The organism is Longimycelium tulufanense (assembly GCF_014645795.1).
Taxonomy (GTDB): domain Bacteria; phylum Actinomycetota; class Actinomycetes; order Mycobacteriales; family Pseudonocardiaceae; genus Longimycelium; species Longimycelium tulufanense.
The window spans coordinates 1-15,064 of the sequence record NZ_BMMK01000017.1; the positions used below are offsets into that span (position 1 = coordinate 1).

A 15,064-nucleotide genomic window follows, 5' to 3' on the forward strand; every position below is an offset into this window, starting at 1 on the left:
GCCAGCCTGTCACCAGGTCACTGATCTCGTTCGATCACTGACCAGTTAGGACTTACTCGTCTAGGTGGCCGGAAGGTGACCCGCTCGTCGCAACGCGGCCGCGGCCCGGTGACGGACTTGATCAGCCAGCTCGGCGGGCTCCAGCACCACCGCCTCGTCGCCCAGGCCGAGCAGCAGCCGCACCATCCAGGACTGGTCGGAGTAGCGCATCCGTACCCGGGCCCGCCCGCTCCCCAGTTCCTCGATCTCGTCCACCTGGTAGTACTCGGCCACCCATCGGACATCCGGGCTCAGTTCGAGCAACGCACTGCCCTGTCCCGGCTCCGGGCGGAACAGCCCGGCCGAGACGTCGGTCGGCTGCGCGTGCGGTGGCGGCGCCGCGGGCTCGTCGAGCACCCGTACCGCGTCGATGCGGTCGAGCCGGAACAGCCGCACCCGCTCCACCGAACGGCACCACGCCTCCAGGTAGCTGCGCCCCTCGACCAGCAGCAACCGCATCGGGTCCACCACGCGCTCGGTGATCTCGTCCCGCGAGGCGGTGTAGTAGCGCATCCACAGCGCGCGCCGCTCCCCGACGGCGATGGTGACCGCCTGCCGGGTCCCGTCCGCCACCGCGCCCTCCCGGACGCCGAGCCCGACCACGACGCCCGCGGGTTGGGCCTGCCCCACCGCTGCCTCGATCTTGGCCACCGCGCGCCGTACCGCGTCGGTGTCGGCCACGCCCGGGGTGTCGGCCAGCGCCCGCAACGCCACGAGCAGCGCGGTCGCCTCGGCCGCGGTCAGCCGCAGCGGCCGCCGCATCCCGGCGTCGTAGGTCACGGTGACCGTGTCCCCCTCGAAGGACAGGTCGATCAGGTCGCCCGGCCCGTAGCCGGGAAGCCCGCACATCCACAGCAGTTCCAGGTCGCGCCGCAGCTGCCGCGGGGTGACAGCGAGATCGGCGGCGGCCTCGGCGATCGGGATTCCCGGTCGCGCCAGCAGGTAGGGCACCAGTGCCAGCAGCCGGGGCAGTCGTTCCGTCGACCCGCTCAACGCCGCTCGCCCTCCCCCGGACCCGCCAGCATGCCGGCCGCACCCGCCAGCAGCTCGATGACCGCCTTGCGCAGGGTGTCGGGCTCCAGCACGACGACATCCGGCCCGTAGCCGGCGATCCAGGCCGCCGCCGTGTCGGAGAACCGCAGGTCGACCTCGACGAGGTCGCCGGGCTCCCCGGCCAGTTCGGCCGGCCGCACCGGCTTCGCGCGGCGCCGCAGGCCCTGCGCCCGCCCGGCGGCCACCCACAGCCGGGCGGTGGACGTCGGTGGCGCCGGCTCGTCCTCCCCGGCCACGATCTGCAGCAGGTCCACGTCGGGTGGTCGCCGCACCGCGCCCTCCGGGCCGATGGCGCGTGCCTCCCCGAGGATCCTGGACAGCCGGAAGCAGCGGGTGGCGCCGCGCCCCCGGTCGTGCCCCACCAGGTACCAGCGGCCGCGCCAGGACACCACGCCCCACGGCTCGACCTCGCGCCGCAGCACGTCCTGGCCCATCCGGCGGCGGTAGTCGAAGGTCACCGCCCGCCCGGCCTGTACCGCGGCCAGCAGCGGGCTGAACGCCGGCTCACTGGCCCGCACCTTGGGCTCGACCACGGCCGGGGCGGTCTCGTCCACGTCCACCCCGGCGGCACGCAGCTTGAGCAGGGCGCCGTGCGCGGCGCCGGCCAGCTCCGGGGAGTCCCACAGCCGCACCGCCAGCGCCACGGCCGCGGCCTCGTCCGGCTCGAGGTCGATGTCACCGAGTTCGTAGTCCCGGCGCGCGATGCGGTAGCCGTCCACCGGGTCGAAGGCGGAGTTGCGGCCGGTCTCCAGCGGCACCCCGAGGTCCCGCAGCTCGGCCTTGTCCCGCTCGAACATCCGGAAGAACGCCTCGTCGCTCGGGGCATCGCTGTACCCCGGCACGATGCCGCGAATGCGCTCGGCCGTCAGGTACTGGCGGGTGGACAGCAGGCAGAGCACCAGGTTGACCAGGCGTTCGGCGCGGGCGGTGGACACGACGGCACCCTAACGCCACCCGTTGGGAGGACGGCCAGCGATCCCGGCGGAACCACCGAAACGGGCATGACCAGGCTTCCTTTGCTGTCCTGGCTGGATCTTTCCCGCCGGATGGGATGGTTTTTTCATTCAACACTGAAGCTATAGTTCACTATTTCGGTGACGTTGCGTCGCGGCGCGATCGTCAGGGCAGGTGATCGAGACGGGCGGCAGCGCTACCGATGCAAGCCATGTCGTCCGGGAACCCGCGTGCACGCCGAGAGCGCCCCGACGCTCTCCCCTCGCACCTCCAGGAGGAGATGATCCAGGACCTGTTGACGATCGTGCCCGCGCACTCTCGCCTTCGTGGCCACCTGCCACGAAATGGTCACCGCAGGTGATGCCGGGTGAAGGGGACGAGAACTGCGTACTCGACGAGTCTCAATACCCGGAACTCGTGCGGGGCCGTGTGGCAGGCCGACCATGCCGCCGCGACCAACGTCCTGCATAGGGATGCCGACCCCGACATCGGCCTGCGCACGCCCCCCGCACGGGTGAAGCAGATCCTCCAGGAACGGGCCGATCGCCACCGGTCCAGACTGCCGGACCAGGACTCCAACACCGGCTCATGCCGGTGTGGAGAGCGAAATATCCAATTTGGGTGCTCAGTTACAAGCAGAGATCAGGAACCAGCGAAACATCCGATCCAATGCTCAATGTCGGGCACTGAAAGGGAAGCAGGCTCATGTCTCGCGTCGCCGCAGTCCAGGTCGCCCTACCCCCGCACCGCTACACCCAGCCGGAGGTCACCGCCGCGGTCGCGGGGTGGTGCGGGTGCGACGACGAGCAGCGGGCGCTGCTGGAGCAGCTGCACCGGGTGGCCCAGGTGCGGACCCGGCACTTCACGCTCCCCCTCCACGCCTACCCCGGTCTCCCCGACGCCGACGAGGCGTTCCTGACCCACGCCGTCGACCTGGCCGAGGAGGCGGTGCTCGGTGCGCTCGGCACCGTCGGGCTCGGCCCGGCGGACGTGGACCTCCTGCTCACCACCTCGGTCACCGGCCCCACCATGCCCGCGGTGGACTCGCTGCTGGCCCAGCGGGTCGGCCTGCGCCCGGACGTCAAGCGCATCCCCATGCTGGGCCTGGGCTGCGCGGCCGGTGCCGCCGGCCTCGGTCGGTTACACGACTACCTGCGTGCCTGGCCGGACCAGGTCGCGGTGCTGCTCGCGGTCGAGCTGTGCTCGCTGACCCTGCGGCCCACCGACACCTCGGTGCCGAACCTGGTGGCCAGCAGCCTGTTCGGCGACGCCACGGTGGCGGTCGTGCTGGTCGGTGACGAGCAGGCCGGCGAGCTGCCCTGCCGGGGTCCGCGGGTGGTGGCCACGCGCAGCGGCCACCACCCCGACGGCGACCGCATCCTCGGCTGGAACATCGGCAGCAGCGGGTTCCGCATGGTGCTGGCAAGCGCCGTACCGGACCTGGTGGAAAGACACCTGGGTGAGCAGGTGGGCAAGTTCCTCGCCGAGCAGGGGCTGTCCGTGCCCGACGTGGACACCTGGATGTGCCAGGCCGGTGGACCGCGCGTGCTGCAGGCCGTGGGTGCGGCGCTCGACCTGGCTCCCAGCGCGCTGGAGCTGAGCTGGCGTTCCCTCAAGCAGGTGGGGAACGTGTCGTCGGCGTCGGTGCTGCACGTGCTCGGCGAGGCGGTGCGGCGTCCGGACGTGCCCGCGGGCTCGCCGGGGCTGCTGCTGGCGATGTGCCCCGGGTTGGGCTCCGAACTGGCGTTGTTGAGGTGGTAGCGGTGGCCCCGCCGGCCGGGTGTTCCGACAACGACCCCCGCACCGGCGCGGAGCCCGTCCCGGCCCGGCCGCACCCCGCGCCGGCGCCCTGCGGCACCGGGAAGGCAGTGTTCGGGTGGATCGCCGCACGCCCGTGATCGACCTACTGGTGGCAGGCGCCGGACCGGTGGGCCTGGCCACCGCGATTCGGGCGGCCTGGGCGGGCCTGCGGGTCGTGGTGGTGGACCCGCGGCCGAGCCCCATCGACAAGGCCTGCGCCGAGGCCCTGCTGCCACCGGCGGTCGCCGCGCTCGGCGAACTGGGCATCGACGTCATGGGCCGGCCACTGGCCGGAATCCGCCACCTCGACCGGCAGCACCAGGCGGCCGTCGACTTCCGGGCGCGGCCCGGGCTGGGCGTGCGGCGCACCATGCTGCAGCACGCGATGCGGTCCCGCGCCGACCAGCTGGGCGTGACGTTGCTGCCGCGCCGGGTGGGCACGGTGCACCAGGACGCCTCCGGCGTGAAGGCCGCCGGCGTGCGGGCCCGGTACCTGGTCGCCGCGGACGGCCTGCACTCCCCGATCCGGCACCGGCTGGGGCTGTACCGACCCACCCGTGGTCCGGCCCGCTACGGGCTGCGGAGGCACTTCGTGGTGCCGCCGTGGACGGATCACCTGGAGGTGCACTGGTCGGCCGAGGGCGAGGCGTACGTGACCCCGGTTGCCGACGAGCTGGTCAACGTGGCGGTTCTCGGTACCGTCCCGCGGCGGTTCGCCGACGCGCTGCCGGCCTTCCCGCTGCTGGCGGAGCGGCTGGCGGGGGCGCGGCCGGTGTCGGCCGAGCGCGGTGACGGCCCGCTGTGCCAACTCACCCGGGCCCGGGTGAGCGGCCGGGTGATGCTGGTCGGTGATGCCGCCGGATCGGTGGACGCGCTCACCGGCGACGGCCTGAGCCTGGGGATGGTCACGGCCCTCGCGTTGGTGGACTGCGTGGTCACCGAGCATCCCCAGGAGTACGAACGGGCGTGGCGGCGGCTGAGCCGCCGGCATCGCCTGGTCACCCGGTCCCTGCTCGCGGCTGCCCGACGGCCGTGGCTTCGGCGGCGGCTGGTGCCGTTGGCGGCGCGCCACCCGGACTTGGTGCAGACGCTGCTCCGTCACCTGCGCTGAACAGCCCCACAACGGCCGACATTCGGCGTACTCTGTCACCCACAACCAACAATAGTGACTCAAGTCACATCAGCTCGACTGTCACCGAGCGGCGTGAGTGGGCTCCTGCGGTGGCTCAAGGGGTGATGCAGATGAGCTGTGACCTGTTCGCCAACCCACCCCGGATGGACGGAACGGTCCTCATCGGGGAAGGCGGCCGGGTGTGTGAGGGTCCCGTACCGACCTCCGCTCGGATCACGGTCCGGATCCGACACCATCGGAGATGGTGGTTCGACCGGACCCTGGCCGCCGAAGAAGTCGTGAGCAGCGGCTTCATCACGACGCTGACCCCATCGTACGAATGCAGGGGCATCTCGGGAAAGGAGGTGTTCACCGAGACGCGCATCAATACCCAGGGCAAGAAACAGAAGGGCAGGTCGCGCCGGGTCGGCGTCAGCTGCGGGTGACGCCGACGATCAGCCGGCACCGCCCCGGACCGGGACCGGCAGGCACCTCGGTGGCTACAGCGAGGCGATCAGGCGCTCCACGCGCTCGTCGACCGAGCGGAACGGGTCCTTGCACAGCACGGTGCGCTGGGCCTGGTCGTTGAGCTTGAGGTGCACCCAGTCGACGGTGAAGTCCCGGCCGGCGGCCTGGGCGGCCGCGATGAAGTCGCCGCGCAACTTGGCCCGGGTGGTCTGCGGCGGCGTGTCCTTGGCCGCCTCGATCTCGCCGTCGTCGGTGACCCTCTCCACCAGGCTCTTGCGCAGCAGCATGTCGTAGAGGCCGCGGCCGCGCCGGATGTCGTGGTAGGCCAGGTCGAGCTGGGCCACCCGCGGGCTGGACAGGTCCAGGTTGTGCTTGGCCCGGTACCGCTCCACCAGCCGGTGCTTGATCGCCCAGTCGATATCGCGGTCGATCCGGCTCAGGTCCTGCTGCTCGATGGCGTCCAGGGTGCGCCCCCACAGCTCGACGACCCGCTGCGCGACCGGGTCCGGGCCACGCTGGGCGACGTGCTCGACGGCCTTGGCGTAGTACTCGCGCTGGATGTCCAGTGCCGAGGCCTCCCGGCCGCCGGCCAGCCGCACCAGGCGCCGGCCGGTCAGGTCGTGGCTGATCTCCCGGATCGCGCGGATCGGGTTGTCCAGCGTGAAGTCCCGGAACTGCACGCCCTGCTCGACCATCTCCAGCACCAGGTTGGCGGTGCCGACCTTGAGCAGCGTGGTCACCTCCGACATGTTCGAGTCGCCGACGATGACGTGCAGCCGGCGGTAGCGCTCGGCGTCGGCGTGCGGCTCGTCCCGGGTGTTGATGATCGGCCGGGACCGGGTGGTCGCGCTGGAGACGCCCTCCCAGATGTGCTCGGCCCGCTGCGAGAGGCAGTACACCGCGCCGCGCGGCGTCTGCAGCACCTTGCCGGCGCCGCAGATCAACTGCCGGGTGACCAGGAACGGCAGCAGGATGTCGGCGATCCGGGAGAACTCGCCGGCCCGGGCCACCAGGTAGTTCTCGTGGCAGCCGTAGGAGTTGCCCGCCGAGTCGGTGTTGTTCTTGAACAGGAAGATGTCGCCGCCGATGCCCTCGTCGGCCAGCCGCCGCTCGGCGTCGACCAGCAGGTCCTCCAGGATGCGCTCGCCGGCCTTGTCGTGGGTGACCAGCTGCACCAGGTCGTCGCACTCGGCGGTGGCGTACTCCGGGTGCGAGCCGACGTCGAGGTAGAGCCGGGAGCCGTTGCGCAGGAACACGTTGGACGAGCGTCCCCAGGACACCACCCGCCGGAAGAGGTACCGCGCGACCTCGTCCGGCGAGAGCCGGCGCTGACCGTGGAAGGTGCAGGTCACCCCGAACTCGGTCTCGATGCCGAAGATCCGCCGCTGCATGTTGTCCACAGTAGGCGCTCCGGGCGCCGACCACCTGCCGCCGTTCGGGGTTGGTTCAGGTGGCAGGACACCAACGGTGAGCGCCCGAGCGTGCGCTGCCGGCCGGGCGGCGGCGCCGTTCGGCTGAACGAGGCCGCGCCGGACCTCGTTCGGAGTAACGCACCGCTCACGCGGCGGGTCCGGTCGACGTGGGGTGCGGCTGGTCGCCGGACGCGACGGCGCCCGGTGCCGGCCACTGTCGGTCACGCACCGGGCGAATCTTCATCGGCCCTGTTCAGGGCCTGGACCGGCGGCCCGATAGCTCAGTCGTATGGCCCACTTCACAACTTACCTACTTTGGAGTAGGTTCGGCCGGCACAAGCCGCGGGACCATCCCGCACCGGTCGGTGGAGTTGGGCCACCTCCGCCCCTTCTCGCCGGGGAGCAACCAATGATCGAGGTCGTTTGGGCTTACGCAATCGGGGCGGGCTTCGCGATGGCGAGCGCGCACCAACTGCAGGAGCGGCACCGGAACCCGGGGATATCGGCCAACCGGTACCTGCTCGGCAGCGTCCTCTACGTCGCGCTGCTGGTGGCACCGGCCGGGGCCTACCTGCTCGCCGCCTACCCGAGCTGGTCGTCGTTCCACCTGCTCGACTCCGCGCCCTGGTGGCTGGTGGGGTTCTTCTACCTCGCCACGGTCATCGGGGCCGCGCTGGGCTTCGGCATCACCCAGTTCTGCGTGGTCCGCGAGTGGCGGCGGTGGGCCGCCCTGCAGTTGGTGGGCGGCTACTTCGTCATGACGTTCATCCTCGCCTACGGCTGGGACGGGCGGGGATACCAGCGGTTCCTCTCGTTGAGCCGGGCGGAGTTCGACGGCTGGAGCTCCGACGACTTCTTTTCCAACCTGGGAACCTGGCTCACCTCGAACCTGGCCATCACCCTCTACCTGCTGGGCGCCATCCTGCTGCCGATCATGGGGGTCATGCTGGCGTACTGGCACATCACCGGGATCCGGTCCGCGGAGGACCCGCTCTACAGCCGGTCCGGGATCACCCAGATCGCGGTTTTCGCCGTCGTCGCGGGGATTGCCGTGCTGGGCGGTGGGGTGGCCGGCGGGGTCGCGGCCAGCGTCGTGATCGGGTTGCTCGGCTGGCTGCTCGGCGGACTGGTGGTCACCGCGGTGATCCTCGTGCTGTTCCTGCCGCGGCGGGGCCTGGTCGGGCAACTGGTCGACCAGGTGATCCTGCCGCAGGAGAGCGGCGAGGACGGTGGCGCGGAAGCTGCCCCCGCCGGCCCCCAGGTCGCGACCTGAGCTGACTCCGCACCCTCTGGGCACTCACCCCTGGCTGGTCCGTCCGGTGGTTCCCGCCACCGGACGGTCGGCTGATCAACCGGTTGCTCCTCCTCAGTACCCTGATCAAGGTTGTGGGCGGGCGCATGCCCGCCGAGGCACCCCGGCTGCCGCGGGCGCTTTGGCTGTAACCAATCCTGGGACGGCGGGTCGAGCAACAGGCGCCACTGTTCGGTGTGTCGTGGTGGTATCCGCTTTCCGCGTGCGCGTCCTGGCCCGTTCGTGACCCGTTGCGCTACGACGGTCTTTGGCACCGTCCCACCAGTGCGCCAATTTTGTTGGCCAACAACCGATTCGACCCCGCCACCCCGGTCAAGGGTGCGCGGCGGGCCCATCAGCGGCTGGCGAACAGTCGGTACGTGAAAGTGGTCAACGGGTACGGCCACGTGCCGATCGACGACTGCTTCAGTCGTGTCAACCGGAATGACTTGGTGGACCGAAGGCTTCCGTCAGCTGACGTGCGCTGCGATGACGGGCTGGCGCCGTTTTCCGGGTAGCCCAAGGAAAAGGCCCGGCGCGTAGCGCGCCGGGCCGCAGGGTCCACGGAAGGTCGGTCAGGACTCGCTGTCGCTGCTTCCGCCCTCGCCGGACTTCTCCCCTTCGGCGGGCCCGGCCGGCGGCTCCTCGGTCTTCTCGCTCTTCGCGGACTTCCCGGTCCTGGCCGGCTTGGCACCGCCGGAGAGCAACGCCTCCAGGGCGGCGCCGCGGATCCGGCGGAACGCCCGCCGCGGCCGCGCCCGGTCCAGCACCGCCACCTCGAGCTGCTTGACCCCGAGCTCGCGCTTCTCGCTGCTGCCGTTGCCGCTGTTGCCGGTGTTGCCCGCGCGCAGCGCCCTGAGCGCCACCTGGATCCCTTCGGCGAGGTCCAGCTCGGCCCGGTAGTCCGCCTTCAGCGCGGAGGCGATGGCCTCGGCCTGCCCACCCATCACCACGAAGCCCGGCTCGTCACCGACCGAGCCGTCGTAGGTGACCCGGTAGAGCTGGTCCTCGGCCGCCTCGCCACCGACCTCGGCCACGCACAGCTCGACCTCGTAGGGCTTGGGCTGCTCGGTGAAGATCTGGCCCAGCACCTGGGCGTAGGTGTTGGCGATCTGGCGGCCGGTGACGTCCCGCCGGTCGTAGCCGTAGCCGCGGATGTCGGCGAAGCGGATGCCGGCCTGCCGCAGGTTCTCGAACTCGCTGTAGCGGCCGACGGCGGCGAAGCCGATCCGGTCGTAGATCTCGGAGACCTTGTGCAGTGTCGTCGAGGGGTTCTCCGCGACGAACAGCACGCCGCCGGCATAGCTGAGCACCACGACGCTGCGCCCGCGGGCGATGCCCTTGCGGGCGTACTCCGACTTGTCCCGCATGAGCTGTTCGGGAGAGGCGTAGAACGGCAACGTCACGGTGTGTGCTCCTCGACAGGGATCGCGAAGGGAACGGGACGTCCGGACGGGGCTAGCCGCCCGGATTCTCCCGGCGTCCGGTCACCACGGCCGCGGCGACCGCGCCGGCCTGCTCCTCGGGCAGGCGGACCGCACCATCGGCGGTGATGGTGATCACGACGGGGAAGATGCCGCGGCTGAGGTCCGGCCCGCCGGTGGCGGTGTCGTCGTCGGCCGCGTCGTAGAGCGCCTCCACCGCGGTCCGCACCGCGGTCTCGGCGTCGGCCTCGGGGTCGTAGCGCTTCTTCAGCGCCGACTTGGCGAACAACGCCCCGGAGCCGACCGCGTGGTAGCCGGCGGACTCCTCGTAGCGACCACCGGTGACGTCGTAGGAGATGATGCGGCCGGCCCGGTCCGGCTCGGGTGCGTCCAGGTCGTAGCCGACGAACAGCGGCAGCACCGCCAGCCCCATCAGGGCGCCGTCGAGGTTGCCGCGCAGCATGGTGGCCAGCCGGTTGGCCTTGCCGTCCAGCGACAGCGGCACGCCCTCGATCTTCTCGTAGTGCTGCAGCTCGACCGCGAACAGCCGGACCATCTCGATGGCGATGCCGGCGGTGCCGGCGATGCCCGCCGCGGAGTACTCATCGGTGACGAACACCTTCTCGATGTCGCGCTGGGCGATGACGTTGCCCATGGTGGCGCGGCGGTCACCGGCGACGAGCACGCCCCCGCGGAAGGTCAGCGCCACGATGGTGGTGCCGTGTGGCGCCTCGACGCGGCCCTCGACGGACCCGCGGTGTCCGGGCAGCATCTCCGGCGCGGCCGCACGGAGGAACTCGGTGAACGAGGACGTGCCCGCGGTGAAGTAGGCCGCCGGCAGGGCCGCGCCCGGCTGGAACCGGGCCGAGGGCTGTTCCATCGGCTGGATCGTCTCCTGCTCGCGTCGGTTCGGTTGCATCGTCTCGGGCGGGCACCCCGCGGTGGGTCCCCGCCTATGGCACGGCGGGTCGCCGCGGTGCGGCGACCCGCCGTGATCGGGCGGTTACTCGCCGCCCTTCTGCACGTATGCGCGGACGAAGTCCTCGGCGTTCTCCTCGAGGACGTCGTCGATCTCGTCCAGGATGGCGTCGACGTCCTCGCCGAGCTTCTCCCGGCGTTCCTGGCCGGCCGGCGCTGCGTTGGCGTTCTCTTCGTCGCCGTCGCCACCGCCGTGCCGCTGCACCTTCTCCTGCGACATCTTCGCCTCCCGGTTTCGGTGGGCCTACCAAGAACATTACCCACCCGCCCGGACAACCGCCGCCAGCCACCCGGACAGTTCCCGCCCGTCGGGATGATCATCACCCCGGGTGGGTCGCCCACCGGCGGGCGGCCCGCCCCGGGGTGAGCCATGTCATACGGCGGATTATCCCCGGGTCAACGACTCCACCAGCTCCTCGGCGGTGCTGGCGGCCTCCAGCAGGTGCCCGACGTGCGACTTCGTGCCGCGCAGCGGTTCCAGCGTGGGGATGCGCACCAGCGACTCCCGGCCCAGGTCGAAGATGACCGAGTCCCAGGAGGCGGCGGCCACCTCGCTGGGGTAGCGCTCCAGGCAGCGGCCCCGGAAGTAGGCGCGGGTGTCCTCCGGCGGGGTGAGGATGGCGGCACGCACCTCCTCCTCGCCGACCAGCCGGCGCATCGAGCCGCGCGCGACGAGGCGGTTGTACAGGCCCTTGTCCAGGCGGACGTCGGAGTACTGCAGGTCGACCAGGTGCAGCTGCGGCGCGGACCAGCCCAGCCCGTCCCGGGCCCGGTAGCCCTCCAGCAGGCGCAGCTTGGCCGGCCAGTCCAGCCGGTCGGCGCAGTCCATCGGGTCCCGGCGCAACGTGTCGAGCACCTCGCCCCAGGTGCGCAGCACCTCCACCGACGTCCGGTCGGCGCCGTGCCGGTCCACGTGCTCGGCCGCCCGCTCGTGGTAGGCCCACTGCAGGTCCAGGCCGGTGAAGCGGCGGCCGTCGGCCAGCTCGACGGTGGCGTGCAGGCCCGGGTCGTGGCTGATGGCGTGCACCGCGCGGACCGGGTCGGCCAGCCGCAGGTCGTCGAACCGCTGGCCGGCCTCGATCATGTCCAGCACCAGCGCGGTGGTGCCCACCTTGAGGTAGGTGGAGTACTCGGCGAGGTTGGCGTCGCCGATGATGACGTGCAGCCGGCGGTACTTGTCGGCGTCGGCGTGCGGCTCGTCGCGGGTGTTGATGATGCCCCGCTTGAGGGTCGTCTCCAGGCCGACCTCGACCTCGATGTAGTCGGCGCGCTGGGAGAGCTGGAAGCCGGCGTCCTCGCCGGAGGGGCCCAACCCCACCCGGCCGGAGCCGCACACCACCTGGCGGGACACGAAGAACGGGGTCAGCCCGGTGATCACCGCGGTGAACGGGGTGCTGCGGGACATCAGGTAGTTCTCGTGCGAGCCGTAGCTGGCACCCTTGCCGTCGACGTTGTTCTTGTAGAGCTGGACCCGGGGCTGGCCGGGCACGGTGGCGGCGCGCATCGCCGCCTCCTCCATCACCCGCTCCCCCGCCTTGTCCCAGATGACCACGTCGCGGGCGTTGGTCACCTCGGGGGTGGAGTACTCCGGGTGGGCGTGGTCGACGTAGAGCCGGGCGCCGTTGGTGAGGATGACGTTGGCCGCGCCCAGGTCCTCCACCTCGGGGTCGCTGGGCGGCACGCCCGGCGCGCCGAGGTCGAAGCCGCGGGCGTCGCGCAAGGGCGACTCGACCTCGTAGTCCCACCGGGCCCGGCGCGCCCGCGGCACCTCCGCGGCCGCCGCATAGGCCAGCACCACCTGCGTGGAGGTCAGCACCGGGTTCGCCGTCGCGTCCCCGGGCACGGCGATGCCGTACTCGACCTCGGTCCCCATGATCCGCCGCATGCCGCCAGCGTACGGCGCGCGGCGCGGCCGCACCGCCGTCCCGCTGGACGATCTGGCCACGACACCGGGTCGAACCCCACCCCCAACGGGGTTCGACCCGGTTGGTTCGGTGGTGGCCGTCAGCCGCTGGCCAGGCCGGCGGCCGGGGCGATCCGGCCGGCGGTCCGGGCCGGCCCGACCGCGCTGAGCGCGGCCAGCCCGACCACCACGGCCGCGCCGGCCAGCAAGGTGGTGACCGGGGCCGTGGGCAGGGCGCCGGAACCGAAGCCGGCGAGCAACAGCCAGGAGTAGCCGGCGCCGAGCGCGCCACCCCCGACCAGGCCGACCAGCGCGAGCAGCACGGCCTCGGCGACCAGCCCGTACCGCATCCCGGTGCGGCGGACACCCAGCGCCCGTCGCAGGGCCAGCTCCCTGCGCCGTTCCTGCACCGAGATCGCCAGGGCGGTGCCGATGCCGGTGACGGCGACGGCCACCGACAGGCCGAGCAGGACGCTGAAGGTGGTCGCGGCCAGGTGCAGCTGCCGCTCGTTCTCGGCCTTCTTCTCCGCCCTGGTGCCGACCAGGACGGTGGGGTTGTCGCGCAGGGCGGCGCGGAGCCCGTCGCGGTAGGCGCCCTGGTCCACCCCCTCCTTGAGGGCGATCAGCGTGGAGGTGGGCGGTGCCAGGCCCGGGTCGGCCAACACGACCGCGGTCCCGGGCAGGCTGTAGGGCAGGCTGCCCGCGTAGCGAACCGTGCGGGGCCCGCCGGGGAGGTCGCCGATGGTGACGGGGTCTCCGCGCTTGAGATCGAGCTGCCGGGCCGTCCAGTCGGCGAGCAGGGCCGCGCCGGGGCCGAAGTCCGCGACGTCCTGCCGGGGGATGCCGGAGCGGACCGCCAGCTCGCTCATCGCCGCCGGGTCGGTGCCGGCGACCTGGACCTGTTCCGCGGCGCCCCGGACGCCGATCGGCAGGCTGCCCCTGGTCCGGCCGAGCACGGCCGCGGCGGCCACCGCGCCGTCGCGGGTCGCGGTCTGGACGACGCTCTGCGGCAATGGCCGGTCGCCGCTGTCCTCCAGCACCACGTCCGCGCGGGGTTGCCTCGCCAGCTCGTCGCCCATGGCCGCCAGGCCGCCCATGGTCGTGACCCCGAAGGTGACCAGCGCGCTGGCGGCGACCAGCGGCAACGCCACCGCCGCCGACCGGTGCGGCACGCGGCGGACCTCCAGCGCGGCCAGCCGCCAGGTGGTGCCGCCGAGCCGGCCGGCGATCCAGCCGAACAGCCGGCTGATCCAGGGCACGGTGACCGGGCCGAAGGCCATGAACAGGCCGGCCATCGCCGCGATCGCCGAGAACAGGGCGGCGAACAACGCACCGCTGCTGCCCTTGGTCGCCCAGGCCGCCGCGGCGAGCAAGGTGGCCGAGGTGACCGCGAGCCAGCCGAGGACGCGGCGGCCGCGCGACAGCGCCCGCCCGGGCGGGGCCTCCTCGGCGCTGCGCAGCGCGGCCAGCGGGGACACCAGGGAGGCGGCCAGGGCCGGCCGGACCGCGGCGACCACGCTCAGCGCGCCGGCCACGATCACGCCGAGCAGCAGGTGGGATCCCTGCGGCAGCAGCGGTGGGCTCAGCTCGACCGCGCCGAGCACGGCCGAGACCCCGGTGACGTCGAGCAGCCGGGCCAGCAACCAGGCCACCGGCCCGCCGAGCGCGGCCCCGAGCAGGCCGGCGACGGCGCCGGTGAGCGTGGCCTCCACCAGATTGGCCGCCACCAGCGGGCTCCGCCGGGCGCCGAGACAGCGCAGCAACGCGGTCTGCCGCCGCCGTTGCAGGTAGACGGCGCGGAAGGTGGCGGCAGCGACGAACACCGCGGTGGCCAGGGCCAGGACGCTGAACAACAGCAACGCGACCGCGTCGCCGGAGTCGGCCATCGACAGCGCCGAGCCGGCGGGCACGACGCGCAGGCCCGCGCCCAGCAGGCCGCCGGCCGCCGCCCGCGCGGCTGCGGCGTCGGCGCCCGGGGCGAGCAGCAGGTACAGCTCGGTGGTGTCGGGCTCGGGGTCCAGCTTGGTGGCCAGCCGCGGGCCGCCGACCAGGGCGGTCGTCTCGAAGCCGCCGCCGCGCTCGGTGACGCCGCTGACGCGGACCTCGGTCCGCCTGCCCTGGGCGTCGGCGACGGCGAGCGTCGAGCCGGGGCGCAGCTTGTGCTGGTAGGCGGTCACCCGGTCGACGGCGACCTCGCCGTCCGCCGCCGGTGGCCGCCCCTCGCCAACAGGCACCCGGCGCAGCGCGTCCTCGGGTTGCTCGATGTCCATCCGCGCCCGGTTGGCGGTGGCGTGGCCGTCGTCGAGCAGGACGTCGACCTGGGCCTGCTGGACGGGCACGACCCGCTGCACCCCGGGCACCTTGCTGAGTCGGGGCACCAGCGACGCCAGGTCGGCCGGCTTGCTGTCGTCGGGCCGGTTGAGTGGGTCGTGTTCCACCACGAGCCCGACGGCGGAGGGCACGTGGGGGCGGCCGTCGGTGGCGGCGCGTTCCATGGCGGCGTTCAGCGCCAGCGACGCGGTGAGGCAGGCGACGCCCACCACCAGTGCCACGCCGGGCAACAGGGCGCGGCCCGGCCGGCGCCGGACCTCGCCCAGCGCCAACCGCACCACGGTCAGGAAGTTCACGGTT

General features: G+C 72.5%; 14 protein-coding genes. 6 read left to right on the forward strand and 8 right to left on the reverse strand.

The window, feature by feature from the left end; all coding sequences use genetic code 11:
• Nucleotides 1–60: 60 nt before the first annotated feature.
• Together IEY55_RS17640 and IEY55_RS17645 are read right to left on the reverse strand one after the other, a co-directional pair.
• Complete coding sequence (locus tag IEY55_RS17640) at nt 61–1,032, reverse strand: helix-turn-helix transcriptional regulator (RefSeq protein WP_189059231.1); 972 nt, start codon at nt 1,030–1,032, stop codon at nt 61–63.
• A complete protein-coding gene (locus IEY55_RS17645) occupies nt 1,029–2,027 on the reverse strand; it encodes a helix-turn-helix transcriptional regulator (RefSeq protein WP_189059233.1) in 999 nt (332 codons plus the stop codon). Before IEY55_RS17645 ends, IEY55_RS17640 begins: the two co-directional genes overlap by 4 nt.
• Nucleotides 2,028–2,186: 159 nt before the next feature.
• Between IEY55_RS17645 and IEY55_RS33230 the strand changes: the two genes are divergently transcribed.
• From IEY55_RS33230 to IEY55_RS17660, 4 genes are all read left to right on the forward strand, one after another.
• The gene (locus IEY55_RS33230; RefSeq protein WP_444543293.1) at nt 2,187–2,330 is read left to right on the forward strand and encodes a transposase-like zinc-binding domain-containing protein; all 144 of its coding nucleotides are present in this window, start codon (nt 2,187–2,189) and stop codon (nt 2,328–2,330) included.
• A gap of 421 nt (nt 2,331–2,751) precedes the next feature.
• On the forward strand, nt 2,752–3,807 hold the full coding sequence (locus IEY55_RS17650) for a type III polyketide synthase (RefSeq protein WP_189059235.1): 1,056 nt from the start codon (nt 2,752–2,754) through the stop codon (nt 3,805–3,807).
• A gap of 115 nt (nt 3,808–3,922) precedes the next feature.
• Complete coding sequence (locus tag IEY55_RS17655; protein ID WP_229686487.1) at nt 3,923–4,957, forward strand: NAD(P)/FAD-dependent oxidoreductase; 1,035 nt, start codon at nt 3,923–3,925, stop codon at nt 4,955–4,957.
• 131 nt (nt 4,958–5,088) lie between these two features.
• Nucleotides 5,089–5,403 (forward strand): hypothetical protein, encoded by a 315-nt coding sequence (locus IEY55_RS17660; protein ID WP_189059237.1) that lies wholly within the window; start codon nt 5,089–5,091, stop codon nt 5,401–5,403.
• 54 nt (nt 5,404–5,457) lie between these two features.
• Here IEY55_RS17660 and pafA read toward each other — a convergent pair whose 3' ends face one another.
• Nucleotides 5,458–6,816, reverse strand: coding sequence for a Pup--protein ligase (gene pafA, locus IEY55_RS17665; protein ID WP_189059239.1), 1,359 nt, complete (start codon nt 6,814–6,816; stop codon nt 5,458–5,460).
• 430 nt (nt 6,817–7,246) lie between these two features.
• Between pafA and IEY55_RS17670 the strand changes: the two genes are divergently transcribed.
• Together IEY55_RS17670 and IEY55_RS17675 are read left to right on the forward strand one after the other, a co-directional pair.
• Nucleotides 7,247–8,110, forward strand: coding sequence for a hypothetical protein (locus tag IEY55_RS17670; RefSeq protein ID WP_189059241.1), 864 nt, complete (start codon nt 7,247–7,249; stop codon nt 8,108–8,110).
• A 215-nt stretch (nt 8,111–8,325) separates the two neighbouring features.
• Nucleotides 8,326–8,646: an alpha/beta hydrolase gene (locus IEY55_RS17675; RefSeq protein ID WP_189059243.1), complete on the forward strand. Its 321-nt coding sequence runs from the start codon at nt 8,326–8,328 to the stop codon at nt 8,644–8,646.
• A gap of 57 nt (nt 8,647–8,703) precedes the next feature.
• Here IEY55_RS17675 and prcA read toward each other — a convergent pair whose 3' ends face one another.
• From prcA to IEY55_RS17700, 5 genes are all read right to left on the reverse strand, one after another.
• Nucleotides 8,704–9,534, reverse strand: coding sequence for a proteasome subunit alpha (gene prcA, locus IEY55_RS17680; protein WP_189059245.1), 831 nt, complete (start codon nt 9,532–9,534; stop codon nt 8,704–8,706).
• Between the two features lie 52 nt (nt 9,535–9,586).
• A complete protein-coding gene (gene prcB / locus IEY55_RS17685) occupies nt 9,587–10,432 on the reverse strand; it encodes a proteasome subunit beta (protein ID WP_189059446.1) in 846 nt (281 codons plus the stop codon).
• A 123-nt stretch (nt 10,433–10,555) separates the two neighbouring features.
• Nucleotides 10,556–10,750 (reverse strand): ubiquitin-like protein Pup, encoded by a 195-nt coding sequence (locus IEY55_RS17690; protein WP_189059247.1) that lies wholly within the window; start codon nt 10,748–10,750, stop codon nt 10,556–10,558.
• Nucleotides 10,751–10,915: 165 nt separating this feature from the next.
• Nucleotides 10,916–12,415 carry a depupylase/deamidase Dop gene (gene dop, locus IEY55_RS17695; protein WP_189059249.1) on the reverse strand — a complete coding sequence of 500 codons (1,500 nt, stop codon included), beginning with the start codon at nt 12,413–12,415 and terminating at the stop codon, nt 10,916–10,918.
• Nucleotides 12,416–12,534: 119 nt separating this feature from the next.
• The gene (locus IEY55_RS17700; protein ID WP_229686488.1) at nt 12,535–15,060 is read right to left on the reverse strand and encodes an FtsX-like permease family protein; all 2,526 of its coding nucleotides are present in this window, start codon (nt 15,058–15,060) and stop codon (nt 12,535–12,537) included.
• Between the last annotated feature and the right edge of the window lie 4 nt (nt 15,061–15,064).